We start from the raw sequence: 15208 nt of genomic DNA, 5'->3' as shown, positions 1-15208 counted from the left end.
GGACCGCCCGCCGAGTGACCTGGGCCTGTCAGGAGGGGTCAGGCAGCCTGCTCGGCAATCTCGTCAGTTGGAACGTCGCCGACTGGCTCATTCGGTTCGGCGTCGACCGGTTCGACCTCTTCGACACCGGCAAAACGCATAATCGAAGGCACCCAAGCCTGCGCCCGTTCCTTGACCCCGGGCTCTCCAATGAAGTTGCCCGAGAAGATGCGTTCGGCAGCGCTCGCAAGCTCAGCCTTCTTCGAAGCAGCGTACCGACTGACCAGTTCGGGACCGCCGGCGGCATCGAGCGCCTCGAGCGTGCGGGCCTTGGCCACGCGGTCGAAGTAGTTGGCCGCCGTGGGGCGCCACCAATGAGCAGTCTCGATTTCGAGGAGGGAGCCCAGCGCCTCGTGCATCGGCACCGAGCGCTCGCCTTCGCAAGCAAGACTGGCAATGAGTGTGCGCGAGATGACATGGCCAAGCCAGGCCGAGCGCGCCTCATCGGAAAGCGCTCGGAAACTCGCAAACCGCTCGACATCGCTTTCACCAGCACGCCAGCTTTCATCCAGCGACCCGGCAAACTCTGCTAGCGCAGCACTCGCCGGTGCATCCTTTGCCTCGAACCCGGTGACAGGCCCCGACGCGACAGAGCCGACAAGTGTCGACGTTTTCTTGGCGCGCCAGTCGTGCCCATCGGCATCGGCGAGCGTGAAGACCATGAAGTCGAGCGCCAGTGCGGGATCGTTGGCGAGATGGATGGCCAGGATGTCGCGGCGCTGCATTGCGAGCTCGTCGAGAAGACGCTGCGACAGCGCGCTCCCCTTGGTCTTCACCGCCTTGCTTTCCTCGATGGCCTCGACCACACCTTCGTCGGCGACGACTTCGGTCTCGGTGTAAAACTGCGGGACCAGTGTCGGCTCGCCATTGCGCGAGAGGACGAGGAAGGCACCGGCCTCCTGTTTCAGTTCGTCGGCAAGCACAGGGGGACGATCATTGAGCTCCCGCATGGCCCGGTCGATGACGACCAGTTCGCGTTCGGCTTTGGCGATCTCCTCCTCGTCGCTGTCTTCGTCTTCGAGCACGGCGGCGACGCGGTCGTAGTCAGATTCAAGTTCGCCGAGCTCCTGCGCTTCCTGCTCGGTCATCGGGGCAGGCTCGCAGGGCAAGCGACCGAGACCTTCAACAAGGTCATGGCTGACATAGGTGCCAAGGGTCGGGCGCACCCAGGCTAGGCCATATTCGAGCGCGGTCTTTTCCGCCGCCTCTTCCATGGCCTTGTGCGCGAGGTCTTCGAGCAGCGCGACATCGATCCAGCTTTCGCTGGCGTCATCGTCGAACAGTTCGCGCTCGATCCGGCCGCCTGCGGCGAGGTAGGCATCGCGTCCGACGAGCACGGCTCGCGGATCCGAACCGCGCACCGTGGCATCGAGCACCATGCGGCGGATCGTGTCGGGCGTGATCTGGTACCAGGCGTCCTGCAGTTCGGCATAGACATGCGCCTGGCGCTCGACATCTGAGATCGCGCCGTAGGCCTTGGCCATGTCGAGCGTGATTGTGCCTTCGGCGAGCGCTTCGAAGACGCAGGGCGCGAGACTTGCCAGGCGCAGACGTCCTTCGACGAAACGGACCGTGAGGCCGAAGCGGCGCGCCACGTCTTCGGTGGTAGCCCCTGCCTCGATGATGGAAGCGAAGGCCTGCGCCTCGTCGGCCGGATTCATCGCGAGACGCTGGAAGTTCTCGGCAAGGCTGGCTTCGCGCACCTCGCTTTCCTCGCCTTCGATGACGAGGCAGGTAACTTCATGGTTCTCGGGTAAGGTGCCCTCTTCAGCCAGCGCCTGTAGCGCGGCGAGACGGCGACCGCCGGTCTCGACCTCGAACTTGCCGCGCTTTCCTTTGCGCACGACGAGGTTTTGCAGCAGGCCGCGCGCGGCGATGTCTGCCCGCAGCTGGAGGCCGGCCAGCACGTCGCTCGACTTGCGAACGTTGCGCGGGCTCGGGACGAGCTTCTTCAAAGGAATCGACTGGATCATGGGTGTTCTCCTGATGGAATGAAGGCGCAGGTGAGGATCACGAGGCCCACAAGCCCAAAGGGCTCCCTCCACTCTCATTCTGAGATTGGGGTCTGCCCGAGGGATCAGGCGGCAAGCGCGGGGAGAACCGACGAGGCATTCGACACCGGGACAAACAGGCGCGTGCGGTAGCGGATGATCTCGGTGAAGCAGCCTTTGCCCTTGTACCAGTCGAGCCGATCGGGCGAGAACCCGGTCAGTTCAAGCCGCTGTTCGCCGCCGACCAGCGATCGCTTGACGGTCAAGGCATCGTGGCTTGCGAGGCCCAGCGGCTTGCCGCTGGCGATGACGAGGTTGCCGATCTGCTCAGGCGCCGGTCCGGTAGCTCCGGAAAGACCAAAGGTCTCAGCGATTGCGGCGAGATCGATATCGAGCACTTCACGCCCAATGATCGACTGGCCGTCCTCGGCAACGAGCCGAGCGACGCGGACATGATCGCCAGGCAGGCGCTTCCACACCGGAAGCAACAGCCCGGTGGCGAGATGGACGCGCTCGGTCACCGGTGAAGCAGCGGCCTCCTCTTCCTCGGCCCGCCAGGCGCTCGTGAACGCGGTGACGCCAATTTCTTCCCAGTGGCTCTCAACGAGTGCCTCAAGTGTCCAGTTCGCGGACTTGAGCGGGCGCAGCAGGCGGCGGCGTTCGATCACGGCCCCGTCGTCAGCAATGAGGCGTCGGGCCGGAACCGACAGTGCGACCATGCCAGAGCGCGCATTGCGCATCGGGATCGCGTGCGGGCTGCCGATCTCGTGCATGCGTACTAGGCGCTGCAAGCGTAGAGGCCGAAGGTGCCTCGTTACTTCGAGCGAGACGAGGCGGGTCTCCGCTCTGGTCACGGGATCGGTGCGGAGAAGTTCGTCGGCAAGGACCGTGAAGCGATCAACCCTCACGGTTTCCAGTCCCTGGTCGAGCGTTCCGGCCTCGCGCGCGGCTTCGATCCGCGCCTCTACCAACCCGAGATATTCGTCAAAGATTCCGTTCTGGAGCGCGATCGGTAGCGCGAGAATGCGGTTTAGCCAGCGCTGGATCGTGGGGAGATTGTCGGTCAGCCCCCCATCTGGGTTTTCGAGACGGAGGCCCGTTCGCTCGACGAATTGGCCGAAGCTCGTGGCTTCGAGCTTGCCGTCATAGAGCAGCTGGAACCAGCGGCTGAGCGCATCGCGCGCATAGTCGCTTTCGAGATTGTCTGCCGGGTCGAACAGGTTCTGTCCGCCGGTCTGGCGCTGGCCACGAGTAAGCGCGCCGAGAGCATCAAGCCGACGCGCAATAGTCGAGATGAACCGGCGCTCGCCCTTCACATCGGTGGTGACCGGGCGGAACAGCGGGGCCGAGGCCTGATTGGTGCGGTTCGTACGACCAAGACCCTGGATCGCGTTGTCGGCGCGCCAGCCCGGTTCGAGCAGGAAATGAACCCGGCGCTGCTGGTTTCGGCAGCCAAGGTCGGCATGGTAGGAACGTCCCGTGCCACCTGCATCCGAGAAGACCAGGATGCGCTTGGTCCCTTCCATGAAGCTTTGCGCTTCGGCAACATTGGCACTGGGGCTTCGCCGTTCGAGGCGCTGCTGACCATCGCGGCTCAGGACCAGCCTGCGGGTCCGACCTGTGACCTCGGCCACGGCGTCGGTTCCGAAGTGCTCGATAATCGCGTCAAGCGCAGTGGCGATGGGCGGCAGCGCGCAGAGCTGCTCGATCAGCGCATCGCGCGCGGCAATGGCGAGCTGGCAGAAGACGGGATTGCCCTCCTCGTCACTCATCGCCTCGGAGCGAAGATTGCCGTCCTCGTCGGCGAAAACCTGCATCAATCGCACCGGAAAGCTCTTGGTAAGGTAGTCGATGACGTATTCGCGCGGGGACAGATCGATATCGAGCGCTTCTCGCTCCTCGTCGGTGAGGTCATCAAGGCGTCGGTCGAGCATGGCCTCCGCGGTCGAGACCAGCTGCACGACAATCGAATGGTCTTCGCCAAGCGCCGCTTCCATGGCGGGGATCAGGCTAGGCAATTTCATCGAAAGTAGGAGCTGGGCAAAGAAGCGCTGTTTGGTGCCTTCGAAGATCGACAGCGCCGCAGCCTTGGCATTGCGATTGAGCGTATCGCCGCTGTCCTCATCGACCACGCGGGTTGCTTCGAGCGCAGCTTCGAGGTTGCGGTGAATGATCGCCCAGGCATCGGCATAGGCATCGTAGATCCGCACCTGCGCTTCGGTCAGGCTGTGTTCGAGGATTTCGTACTCGACCCCGGCGAAGGACAGCGCACGGGCAAGATAGAGGCCCTGGGCCTTGAGGTCGCGGGCGACGAGCTCCATCGCCGCCACTCCGCCGGCGCGGATCTCGGTCATGAACGCCTCGTGGGTCGGAAAGGCGGTCTCCGGTCCCCAGAGGCCAAGCCGTGAGGTGTAACCGAGGTTAGCGATATCCGAGGCGCCAGTGGCAGACGCGTAGAGCACCCGGGCGCGCGGGAGATGGTTCTGCAACCTGAGACCCGCCATCCCTTGTTCGGAGCCCTTGACCTTGCCGCGTGCTGAAGAGATCCCGAGCGCGTTGGCCATAGCGTGGGCTTCGTCGAAAGCGATCACGCCATCGTAGTCTTCACCCGCCCAGGCAAGGATCTGGTCAAGCCGCGTATCCTCGGCGCGCCCCGATCGCAGCGTCGGATAGGTGACGAAGAGGATGCCTTCCGACATCGTTACGCCAGACCCAAGTTTCCAGCGCGAGAGCGGCTGGAGATCGAGCGGGAGGCCGCCAAGCGCTTCCCAGTCGCGGCGTGCATCTTCGAGCAGCGCCTCGTTCTTGGTGATCCAGACATGGCGGCGTTCGTCTGCGAGCCAGCGGTCCATGATGACCGCTGCGATCTGCCGTCCTTTGCCCGCTCCTGTTCCGTCGCCGAGGAAGAAGCCTTGGCGGTAGGAGTGTCCGTCCTCGGAGAGTTCCAGCGAGGTGCCTTCCTGGCTCACCTTGAACTGACCCGGAAGATCGCGCGCAAATGCCTGGGCAGAGTAGACCAGCGTCTCGCATTGCGCTTCGGACAGCAGGCAATCGGCCTGCCAACCTGCGGGAAGGCGCGGGCAAACATCGGGCTGCGGTGCCGCGACCGAACCCATGGCGACCGATTCCACGAGCGGGGTGGGATGGACCGGCGCATGTTCGAAGGCGATGCGGCTGGGCCGGTAAGGCAGGTAGATGCCTGCCTGTTCGGGCACAGGCGCGGGGTCGGCCAAGACCGAATAGGTAAGATCGATCGCATTCGCTGTGGTTGCGGCTGATGCTGCGAAAGGCGCCACCGGTCGGATCGGCGTGCGTTGGGTCGAAGTCTTGCCAACGAGGCGCACTGGCTTGCCGACTGGCAGTCGATGGAGGCTGGCGCAAATTCGCGCTCGTGGCGGAAGCTCGGTGACAAGTTCATGGAGCGCGATCAGGTCGCAGGTATCTCCGCTGATCGCTGGCTCCGGCGCAGTAGGCACTTTATCGATGACGACGAGGCGAACGGCGATCCCCGTCCCTGTCCGGCGAAACATCTGCTGCAGGCGAACATCGAGGAGCAGCGATGCTTCGTCCTGTCCCATGGCGAAGGTGGAGGCGTCGAAGCCTTCAGGCATAATGGCGACGATCCTCGCCTGATTAGCAGCGGCCCGGATTGCACCGCGTAGGTGACGCATAGCGGTCTCACCGTCCTTGCCGCGTTCCAGGCTGTGAGCGAACGGCGGGTTCATCAGCACGACCGACGGAACAGGACCGCGATGCAGGTCGGCGATCAGTTCCCCGTCATGCCTAGTGATCGCGGCCGAAGCGAAGATGTGGCCCAGGCTGTCTCGTCTTGCAGGATCGATCTCGTTGAGGACCAACGAGGCGTTCTGAACGCTGCCCCACAGCGCAAGGGCACCATTGCCTGCGGACGGTTCGAGTAGGGTGTCTTGCGCAGAGACAGCTGCGGCCTTAGCCATCTGCCAAGCCAGCATCGGCGGGGTCGAGAACTGCTGGAGCTCGACCTGTGCTTCGCTGCGAACGTGCCGCGGCGGCAAGGCAGCTTCGAGCCAGTCGAACCGCGCGTCGGCTTCTTGCACGCTTGTTGCCAGATCGATGCGTGAGGACTCCCGAAGCCAGAGCAGTGCGCCGATCTCGACCGCGTTGTTGTAGTCGTCGATGGTCCAGCCACCTCCCCAGTCCAGAACACCGGTCTCTTCGGCGAAAAGGCCGGCGATATCGACACGGGAAAGGTGACGTCCCGAAGCAAGAAGCGCGGAAACTCGGGTGCCGATGGCATAGGCCAGGGGCATTGACGGCAACTGCTCGCCGGCGGGAAACAGGTCTGATTGAAACATGGCAATTCGTCCTCCTGATGAAGGCATCGGGACACGCCCTCTGCCGGATCAGGAATTCGAGAAGCCTTCTCTCCTCTACCGCGCCGCCTTGCGGCGCAGCCATGCTGTGAGTTCATCGTTCCAGTCGGTATCGCGTGAGGATGGATTGCGGACCTGGATCGTCCGCCCATCGCGGGCATGAGCTTCAATGCCACGCGATGCAGCCAGCTCGCCGCCAGCATCGTGATCGACGAAAAGATGAAGCTCGGTCACGCTCTCGGGCACTCTGACGAGACCGAATCGCTCATTGCCAAGGGTCGCCCAGACGGGAATTCCAGTAAGAGCGTAGGCCGACATCGCGCTCTCGATCCCCTCGGCAAGGCCGAGCTTTCCGGAGGCCGGAGCGAAGAGGCGGACAGCAGCTTGCCCGGGCGCGCCGAGTGCGCGCTTAGGTTTGTCGAAAGCGGCCTTGCCTGAGGCCTTGGTAGACAGGAACGTGCGGTGGATGGCGATCGGGCCATCGTCGAGGCTGACTGCCGCGATCATGGCGGGCAGAAAGCGGGCCCGTCCTTTCGGGCCAAGCGGCGTTCGTGGATGGAAGCGGAGCGCCGGAGATGCGGCGAGGATGCCGCGGCTTTCAAGATATGCCTTTGCCGGACTGGCACGCAGTGGCTGTGCATCGCGCCAGATCCTCAGCGCTACCGCCGAGGGTTTGCGGGTGCTGGTCGATTCGGGCTCGTTGGTGGTCGCAGAACCTGAAAAAAGCGCCGGTGCCTCGAAGCCTTCACGCGCCAGAGCAGCCAGCACTCTCTGCTGATCGCATCCCGCGAAACAATGGAAGAGGATGGCATGCCGGCCGAGCGACACACCGAGTGACGGGGTGCGGTCATCATGCGCGGGGCAACAGGCCATGCCCTTTGTGCCGGACCATTTGCCCCCTCGCGATTCGCAAATGCGACGGGCGGTCTCGGCAAGCGACCGGTTGGGATGAGTTTGGACAGACAGGGACATGCGAGCTCCTCAGCATGTAAAGTGGCCCCCTCATCAGCGTTCCTCTCCTCTCCCAAAGGCAGGCATTCGCGGCTTTCCTACAGGCACATGTTCTTTTTATGTTCTCTTTCGACTCGAATCAATGGAGCACAAGTCGAGATGAACTGCCTCAATTGTCTGACCGCGCTAGCGGTCGCCTGTCTGGGGATGATCGCGACCTCCTCGCAGCAAGTTCGCGCCCAGGATTTCACCTTGTTCGAGCACGCGATCGTTCCGCCGAAGGCGGACCAGCAGCCGGCAAGGGAATATCTTCCTGCAATCTACCAAGCCGGGCCAGCAAACGTGTCCTACCGGGAAGGCCTGTATATGGCGGCAATAGCCGAGGCCGAGCGCCGGTACGGGCTTCCGACCAACCTGCTTCGTGCTCTTATCTGGGCTGAGTCCCGCTTCAATCCGATGGCTGTTAGTCCAGCCGGTGCTGCCGGGCTGGCTCAGCTTATGCCGGCCACGGCGAGAGAACTGGGCGTGCGGAACCGTCATGACCCTCTTGCATCGATCGACGGTGGCGCCAGGTACCTTCGCGATATGTTGGACCGGTTCGACGCAGTCCACCTGGCCTTGGCTGCTTACAATGCTGGCCCAGGTGCCGTCTCCCGATCACGCGGCATTCCCAACAATGGTGAAACGCCGCAATATGTCCGGTCTGTGTTGGGACGTTGGCAAGCAATTGGTACGTACAATTGACGAAACTACCTGATTTCCGGCTATTGTCTGAAATCATGTGCCGGAATGAAGACGGACAACGCCAGTGAATGAGACCCCCGGTGAGCCGTTCGACTTTCGCAAGGCGTTGAAGGCACAGAAGCGCCGGAAGCTGAGAAAGGAGGTCGCGTTGGGTTTGGGAGCATTCGCGATCGTATTTGCTGGAGGGATGCTGGCACTCAACTGGCCAGTCCATGATGCCAGCCTTGCTAACGACGATCAGCAGCCTCAGGCTTTATTCCAGCAAGCAAGCTCCCCACAATTCGACATCTGCGGACCCATCCGACGCACATGCGTCGTGGATGGGGATACTTTCTGGCTTGATGGCGTGAAGATCCGGATTGCCGACATCGACACTCCCGAGATCAGCGAGCCTCGTTGCGACTATGAATACCAGCTCGGCATGCGCGCGACGCACCGCCTTGTCGAATTGCTGAATGGCGGGCCCTTTGAACTGAGGACCATCGGAAGCAGAGACGAGGATCAGTACGGTCGCAAGTTGCGGGTTGTAACGCGCGGCGGCCGCTCGCTTGGCGATCAGCTGGTCAGCGAAGGCCTGGCGCGAACCTGGACCGGGAGACGTGAGCCATGGTGCTGAACCGCGATCAGGAATTGTGGGCCGTCGCACTCTGGGTCGAAAAGAACCATGGCGAAGAAGGAACCGCGTATATCGCGCAGCAAATCCAGCGGCTATCCAACGAAGGGGGCGAGGCAGGCATAGCAACGTGGAGGACTGTTGCTGAGCGCTTCGATCAACTTAGCTGCCAAAGCTCTACGAACTGAGGCTCGGCACGATGCGGAATTGGCTTCGAATCTGGGGCATCAGAATTGAGTTCGCCGTGCTGGCGTCAGTGTCCCTGATAGGGCTGATCCTGAGCCTTCAATCCTGCATTGGCTGAGAAGAAATTCGATCTCCCGATCAACCCTTCGCAAACTTCCCCATGATGACCTTTCCTCCTGTCCGCAGCTCATCGAGGTAGTCGCTCCACCATTGAGCCATTCGCACGCGCTCGTCCCAATGCTTGCCGCGATGGTAGATGCCACGCACAACATTGCTGTCGCCATGTGCCAGGGCACGCTCGATCGCATCGGGATTCCAAAGGCCCGACTCGTTCAGGAATGTCGATGCTGTCGCCCGTAGTCCGTGCGCGGTGACTTCTTCTTTCGAGTATCCCATGCGACGGAATGCGGCATTGAGCGTGTTTTCACTCATGGGACGCTTGGAGCTGCGCGCAGATGGGAAAACATATCCTTCGCGGCCGAGCATCTCGGCCAGATCAGTGAGATAGCCTCTAACCTGCTTGGAAAGCGGGACGGCATGCGCTCGGCGCGCTTTCATTTTACCGGCAGGGATCTTCCAGACCCCATCGACGAGGTCGATCTCATGCCATTCGGCGTGCCGGAGTTCGCCGGGGCGTACGAACACATGCGGCGCTATCTGCAAAGCTAACTTCGTCACCATGTAGCCAGTGAAGTCGTCGATTGCGCGCAGCAGCCCGCCTAGCTCGGTGGGCTCGAGGATTGCTGCATAATGCGTGGCTCTCGGCGTTACGAGAGCGCCCTTCAGCATACTGGTCGGATCGGATTTGCAGCGGGTGGTAGCAACACCGTAGCGAAACACGCGGCCTGCGAACGAGCGGCATTTCTTCGCAGTCTCGTGCTTACCGGTGGCTTCCAGCCGTTTGAGGGGAGCCAAGACTTCGAACGGCTCGATCTCGTTGATGGGTCGGTTCCCGATGGCAGGCGCAAGCTTGTCGAGGAAATAATTGGCCTTGACGATCGTGCCATCGGCACGGCCATTCTGGACCATCATCTGTTCAATATACTCACGTGCGACGGCCTCGAACGTCTGTGCAGAAAGGAACTCGGCGCGGATTTTCCGCTTCCGCTTCTCAAAGGCCGGGTCGCCCCCTGAAGCAACAGCTCGTCGTGCCTCGTAGGCTTCGTCTCGCGCTTGCTTGAGACTGATGTCTGGATAGCTGCCGATGCAGAGCTTCTTTTGCGCGCCGCCGATCCGGTATCGGAATCGCCAAAGTTTGCCGCCGGTCGGCGTGACCTCAACATATAGGCCGCGCTCGTCGGTTACCTTGTACGGCTTATCCTTGGGCTTGAGAGCGCGGAGGCGAGTATCTGTCAGAGGCATGTGGGGGCCTTTTCATCTGGGCCTTTGCGAAACGGCCTCAAAAGGCCCACAAAAGTGTCTGGAACCCCCGAGAACAGGCGGGACGATCCGGAACGATCCAAGGGCCAAATCCCTAGAATTTCTGCGGGTTTTATAGATTATTTGGGAGAACGTGAGAAGAACAAATGGTGCCCAGAAGAGGACTCGAACCTCCACGGGGTTACCCCCGCCGCCACCTGAAGACGGTGCGTCTACCAATTCCGCCATCTGGGCACGGAGGCAGCCGTCCGTCGTGGCGCGGCTGCCGGGTAGGGGCGCGCCGATACGAAGGGGGCGGCCGCTTGTCAACGTGGCAAAGCTAGGGCGTTGCGATGCGGCGTCGTTTGCGGCAGGGCGGCGGGCGCAATTCGAAGGCAGGAACACGATGGCGAAGACCCACCCACTCGACGGAAAGCTGGTAACCGTGGTCGGCGGCAGCGGCTTTCTGGGCGATCACGTCGCTCAGGCCCTGCTGTCGCGCGGCGCACGCGTCCGGATCGCCAGCCGGCACCCGCAGAAGGCCTGGCGGCTCAAGCCGCTCGCCCAGCTCGGGCAGCTCCAGTTCGCCCGGTGCGATGCGACCAGCCCGGCCAGCGCCGCCGCCGCGGTGTCCGGGGCCGACGCGGTGGTGAATCTCGTCGGCACCTTCGACGGCGACCTCGTCACCACGATCGTGGACAGCGCGGAGAACCTCGCGAAAGCCGCGGCCGATGCGGGTTGCTCGGCGATGGTCCACGTCAGCGCGATCGGCGCCGATGCCGATTCGCCTGCGACCTATGCCTGCGCCAAGGCCGAGAGCGAGGACGCGGTGCGCCAGGCGTTCCCCAAGGCGACGATCCTGCGCCCTTCGATCCTGTTCGGCGAGGACGACGGCTTCATCAACATGTTCGCCGGGCTGATCTCGCTCGTGCCGGTCCTGCCGGTCTTCGCACCGGACGCGTCGATCCAGCCGCTGTCGGTCGAGGATGCGGCGAGGGCCGTGGTCGCCGCGCTCGCCGATCCGGCGAGACACGGCGGCAGAACCTTCGAGATCGCCGGACCCGAAGCGATCACGATGCGCGCCCTCAATGAACGGATCGCGCGGGCTCAGAACCGCAAGCGCGCCTTCATCGACATGCCCGACGGAGTCTCGGCGTTCTTTGCGATGGTGCCCGGCACGCCGATGAACACCGACCAGTGGACGCTCCTGAAGCAGGGCAACCGGCCCTCGGGCCAATTCCCGGGGATCGCGGAACTCGGCGTGACCCCACGCCCGCTCGGCCTGTTCCTCGATCGGTGGATGATCCGCTACCGCAAGCACGGCCGCTTCAACGAGAAGCTTGCGAGCTAGGGCGCATCCTTCGGAGCCGTCGCTCCGTCACCCGCGAGCAGGGCCAGCGGCTCGACGATCAGGGTCCCGCCATCGAACCCGGTGATCCGCACCCGAGCGCCCGCGGGCAGTTCGGGCCCGCGCGCCGACCATTCGCTGTCGCCCTGGCGCACGCGCCCTTCGCCGTGCTCGATCGCAACCGCGACCGTCCCGGTCTGCCCGACCAGCCGCCCCATCCGGTTGTTGAGCAGCGGATCGGTGCTGGCGATGGGTGTCTCGGTCAGGATGCGCCGCGCGGCAGAGACGATGATGAGCGAGAGGAACACGAAATTGACGATCTGCAGCGCGATCCCGGGATCGAACACGTAGACGAGCGCCCCGGTCGCCAGCGCGGCGAGCGCGAGCCAGATCAGGTAGACGCCGGGCACGACCATCTCGGCGCCCGCGAGCACGAGGCCGATCGCGAACCAGACCCAGTAGGCGTCGAGGCCGTCGAGCCAGTCCATCGCCTTACGAGTCTCCGCCGGTGCGCGGCACCGCAGCACCCTGCCGCTGGCGCGGCAGCGCCACCCCCGAGTCGGCTTGGGTGCGCCCCCCGCCCGGCGTCGTCACGTCACCCGGCTGCGCCATCTCCTTCACCAGTTCGCCGATGCCGCCGAGCGAGCCGATCAGCTGGGTCGCCTCGACCGGGAACAGGATCGTCTTCGCATTGGGGCTGGTGGCGAACTTGCCGACCGCCTTGGTGTATTCCTGCGCGATGAAGTAGTTGATCGCCTGGTTGCCCGACTGGGCGATTGCCTCGGACACCGCGCGGGTCGCCTCGGCTTCGGCCTGCGCGGCGCGCTCGCGCGCCTCGGCATCGCGGAAGGCGGCTTCCTTCTTCCCTTCGGCGGACAGGATCGCCGACTGCTTCTCGCCCTCCGCGCGCAGGATGCGGCTCGCCCGCTCGCCCTCGGCCTCGAGGATCTCGGCGCGCTTGAGGCGCTCGGCCTTCATCTGGCGGGCCATCGCCTCGGAGATGTCGAGCGGCGGGCGGATGTCCTTGATCTCGACCCGCGTGATCTTGACGCCCCAGGGCGAGGTCGCGTGGTCGACCACGCCGAGCAGGCGGGCGTTGATCTCGTCGCGCTTCGACAGCGTCTCGTCGAGGTCCATGCTGCCCATCACCGTGCGCAGGTTGGTGGTCGTGATCGCCATGATCGCGTTGTAGAGGTTGTGCACCTCGTACGCCGCCTTGCCCGCGTCGAGCACCTGGAAGAACACCACCGCGTCGACCCCCACCATCGCGTTGTCACGCGTGATGATCTCCTGGCCCGGGATGTCGAGCACCTGTTCCATCATGTTCACCTTCTGGCCGACCCGGTCGACGAAGGGGATGATGACGTGCATCCCGGGATCGGCTGCCTTGGTGTACTTGCCAAGCCGCTCGATCGTGTAGACGTAGCCCTGCCGCACGACCTTGATCGCCGACATGACGAAGATGAACAGCACCGCCACGACGAGCGCGAGCGTGATCAAGGGACCCATTTCAATCCTCCTGTTACCCGCGATATCGTAACGGGCGCCGGGCACCGGGCAAGCGAATCCCGATGACCGGCTGGCGATTTCGCCGACCCGACGCGATGCCGTGCGCGGCGCGCCGGACATTCATGCGGCTCTCGCCGCCGGGCGGGCTGCGAGGCGGACCGAAATCGTCCCGTTGCGAGCCGCGGTCGCTGGCTCTAGGCCCGCTTTCGATGGCATTCGAGAAACGCACGCTCGCCGGCCGGCAGGTCCACCCCGTGGGTCTTGGCTGCATGAACCTTTCCTGGGCCTATGGCGATCCCCCGCCCCACGACGAGAAGGTGCGCCTGCTCGAGCGCGCGATCGCGCTTGGCTACGACCACCTCGATACCTCGAACATCTACGGCCTCGGCCGCAACGAAACGCTGATCGGCGAGGCGCTTTCCGGTTGCCGCGATGCCTATTTGCTCGCCAGCAAGACCGGGATCGTCGTGCAGGACGGCGGCGGGCGCGGCATCGACTGTTCGCCCGAGGCCATCACCCGCTCGCTCGACGAGAGCCTCGCGCGCCTCAAGACCGACCACATCGACCTGTTCTACCTGCACCGGCTGGACCGCGCGGTGCCGATCGCCGACATGGTCGGGGCACTCTCGCGCGCGATCGAGGCGGGCAAGATCGGCGGCTACGGCGTCTCTGAATGGAGCGCGGCGCACATCCGCGAGGCGCACGCCGTGCATCCAATGGCGGCGGTGCAGACCGAATATTCGCTGTGGACCCGCCAGCCCGAAATCGCGGTGCTCGAGACGACGCGCGAACTGGGCATCGCGTTCGTCGCTTTCTCGCCGGTCGGGCGCGGCGCGCTCGGCGGCGAACTCGGTGACCGCCCCGCGTTCGGCGAGCACGACATCCGCCGGGGGATGCCGCGCTTCGGCGCCGATCACTGGCCCGCCAACCGCGCGCTGATCGCCCGGTTCGAAACGCTGGCGCAGGAAGCCGGGGTGGCCCCCGCCCAGCTCGCACTGGCCTGGGTCCTCGACCAGGGGCCCCACGTCCACGCGATCCCCGGCACCACCAGCCTCGCCCATCTCGAACAGAACTTCGCCGCGCAGTCGCTCGAAATCGCACCCGCGACGCTCGCCGCGGCGGGCGACCTGATCAACCGCGCGACCGTGAGCGGGCCGCGCTACAGCGCCGCTATGCAGGCTTCGATCGATACCGAGGATTTTGCCTAGAGCGCACCCCGGTAAAGCGCCAGCAGCCGGCTCCACGCGCGTTCGGCCTGCTCCTGGTCGTAGACCGGGCTGTCGGGCACGCACCAGCCGTGATCGGCGGGATAAACCTCGATCTCCGCCTTGGCGCCGACGGCATCCGCCGCCTCGCGCAGGATCGCCTTCGCCTCGGGCTGCTTCGCGTCGTCGTTCTGGGCGATGGCGATGAGGTAGCTGGTGCCCGGCTGCAACATCCGGTGCGGACTGGTCGGCCGGTCGGTAGCGAGGCCGCCCCCGTGAAAGCTCGCCGCTGCCTTGACCCGCCCGGGCACCGCCGCGGCGGTGTACACGGTGTAGGGCCCGCCCATGCAGTACCCTTGCGTGCCGATGCCGCGCTTAGCGTCGACCGCGTCCTGCCTGTCGAGCCAGGCGACCAGCGCCTTGGCATCGCGCTCGACCGCGTCGGGCCTTCCCGCCTTCTCCCGCCACGGGCCGACCTTCTCGAAGCCCTTCTGCGCCATGAAATCCGCGAAGTCGGCGAACTGGGGCGCCGAGACGTCGCGGTAATAGGGGTTGGCGACCAGCACGGCGTAGCCTTCGCCCGCGAGGCGGCGTGCCATCGCCTTCTTCGCATCGCGCAGGCCGGCAATGTCGGGCCAGAGGATCACGCCGGGCGCGGGTTTTGCGGGGTGGACGAAAAAAGCGTCCATCGTCCCGTCCGCCGTCGGGATTGATACCCCGGATTCGCTCAGCGCATCACTGCCGCCGGAACCGCCTTCGATCGAGGTGCAGGCCGCCAGGCCCGCGAGCGCCCCGCCGGCGGCGAACTGGCGCCGGTTGACGCCCCGGCGCGCAAAATCTTCCAGATCGCGATCGTCGCACATTTCGTCGGCTCTCCTCGGGTTCCCCTGGGCACAGCAATCTAGCAGCGG

General features: G+C 64.4%; 12 protein-coding genes and 1 tRNA gene. 5 read left to right on the top strand and 8 right to left on the bottom strand.

Going from position 1 to position 15208, the window contains the following annotated elements; all coding sequences use genetic code 11:
* Positions 1-38: 38 nt before the first annotated feature.
* The 3 genes from N0B51_RS13795 to N0B51_RS13785 form a co-directional block, all read right to left on the bottom strand.
* Positions 39-2012: a ParB/RepB/Spo0J family partition protein gene (locus N0B51_RS13795; protein WP_259963163.1), complete on the bottom strand. Its 1974-nt coding sequence runs from the start codon at positions 2010-2012 to the stop codon at positions 39-41.
* A gap of 104 nt (positions 2013-2116) precedes the next feature.
* Complete coding sequence (locus N0B51_RS13790; RefSeq protein WP_259963162.1) at positions 2117-6364, bottom strand: strawberry notch-like NTP hydrolase domain-containing protein; 4248 nt, start codon at positions 6362-6364, stop codon at positions 2117-2119.
* A gap of 75 nt (positions 6365-6439) precedes the next feature.
* Positions 6440-7354 (bottom strand): DUF7146 domain-containing protein, encoded by a 915-nt coding sequence (locus N0B51_RS13785; RefSeq protein ID WP_259963161.1) that lies wholly within the window; start codon positions 7352-7354, stop codon positions 6440-6442.
* 138 nt (positions 7355-7492) lie between these two features.
* On the opposite strand from N0B51_RS13785, the gene N0B51_RS13780 reads away from it, so the two are divergent.
* The 3 genes from N0B51_RS13780 (at position 7493) to N0B51_RS14905 (ending at position 8878) form a co-directional block, all read left to right on the top strand.
* Positions 7493-8077 (top strand): lytic transglycosylase domain-containing protein, encoded by a 585-nt coding sequence (locus tag N0B51_RS13780; protein ID WP_259963160.1) that lies wholly within the window; start codon positions 7493-7495, stop codon positions 8075-8077.
* 64 nt (positions 8078-8141) lie between these two features.
* On the top strand, positions 8142-8693 hold the full coding sequence (locus N0B51_RS13775) for a thermonuclease family protein (protein ID WP_259963159.1): 552 nt from the start codon (positions 8142-8144) through the stop codon (positions 8691-8693).
* The gene (locus tag N0B51_RS14905) at positions 8684-8878 is read left to right on the top strand and encodes a DUF6961 family protein (RefSeq protein WP_375545963.1); all 195 of its coding nucleotides are present in this window, start codon (positions 8684-8686) and stop codon (positions 8876-8878) included. Before N0B51_RS13775 ends, N0B51_RS14905 begins: the two co-directional genes overlap by 10 nt.
* 136 nt (positions 8879-9014) lie before the next feature.
* On the opposite strand, the gene N0B51_RS13770 is transcribed toward N0B51_RS14905, so the two are convergent.
* Both N0B51_RS13770 and N0B51_RS13765 read right to left on the bottom strand, forming a co-directional pair.
* Entirely contained in the window at positions 9015-10238 is a 1224-nt protein-coding gene (locus N0B51_RS13770) for a tyrosine-type recombinase/integrase (protein WP_221586444.1), read from the bottom strand.
* Between the two features lie 165 nt (positions 10239-10403).
* Positions 10404-10490: transfer RNA gene (locus tag N0B51_RS13765), tRNA-Leu, on the bottom strand.
* Between the two features lie 151 nt (positions 10491-10641).
* Between N0B51_RS13765 and N0B51_RS13760 the strand changes: the two genes are divergently transcribed.
* Positions 10642-11586 carry an NAD(P)H-binding protein gene (locus N0B51_RS13760; protein WP_259963158.1) on the top strand — a complete coding sequence of 315 codons (945 nt, stop codon included), beginning with the start codon at positions 10642-10644 and terminating at the stop codon, positions 11584-11586.
* On the opposite strand, the gene N0B51_RS13755 is transcribed toward N0B51_RS13760, so the two are convergent.
* Complete coding sequence (locus N0B51_RS13755; protein ID WP_259963157.1) at positions 11583-12071, bottom strand: NfeD family protein; 489 nt, start codon at positions 12069-12071, stop codon at positions 11583-11585. The two genes, N0B51_RS13760 and N0B51_RS13755, sit on opposite strands and share 4 nt — an antisense overlap.
* A 4-nt stretch (positions 12072-12075) precedes the next feature.
* The gene (locus N0B51_RS13750; RefSeq protein WP_259963155.1) at positions 12076-13092 is read right to left on the bottom strand and encodes an SPFH domain-containing protein; all 1017 of its coding nucleotides are present in this window, start codon (positions 13090-13092) and stop codon (positions 12076-12078) included.
* A gap of 209 nt (positions 13093-13301) precedes the next feature.
* Here N0B51_RS13750 and N0B51_RS13745 point away from each other — a divergent pair, with 209 nt between their 5' ends.
* Positions 13302-14300: an aldo/keto reductase gene (locus N0B51_RS13745; protein WP_259963154.1), complete on the top strand. Its 999-nt coding sequence runs from the start codon at positions 13302-13304 to the stop codon at positions 14298-14300.
* Here N0B51_RS13745 and N0B51_RS13740 read toward each other — a convergent pair.
* Positions 14297-15160 carry a dienelactone hydrolase family protein gene (locus N0B51_RS13740; protein WP_259963153.1) on the bottom strand — a complete coding sequence of 288 codons (864 nt, stop codon included), beginning with the start codon at positions 15158-15160 and terminating at the stop codon, positions 14297-14299. The genes N0B51_RS13745 and N0B51_RS13740 overlap by 4 nt on opposite strands.
* Between the last annotated feature and the right edge of the window lie 48 nt (positions 15161-15208).

Origin of the sequence: Tsuneonella litorea, from assembly GCF_025154015.1 — a bacterium.
In the GTDB taxonomy this organism is placed as follows: Bacteria; Pseudomonadota; Alphaproteobacteria; order Sphingomonadales; family Sphingomonadaceae; genus Tsuneonella; species Tsuneonella litorea.
The sequence above is the reverse complement of the archived record's forward strand: the minus strand, read 5'-3'. Positions and strand labels throughout refer to the sequence as shown.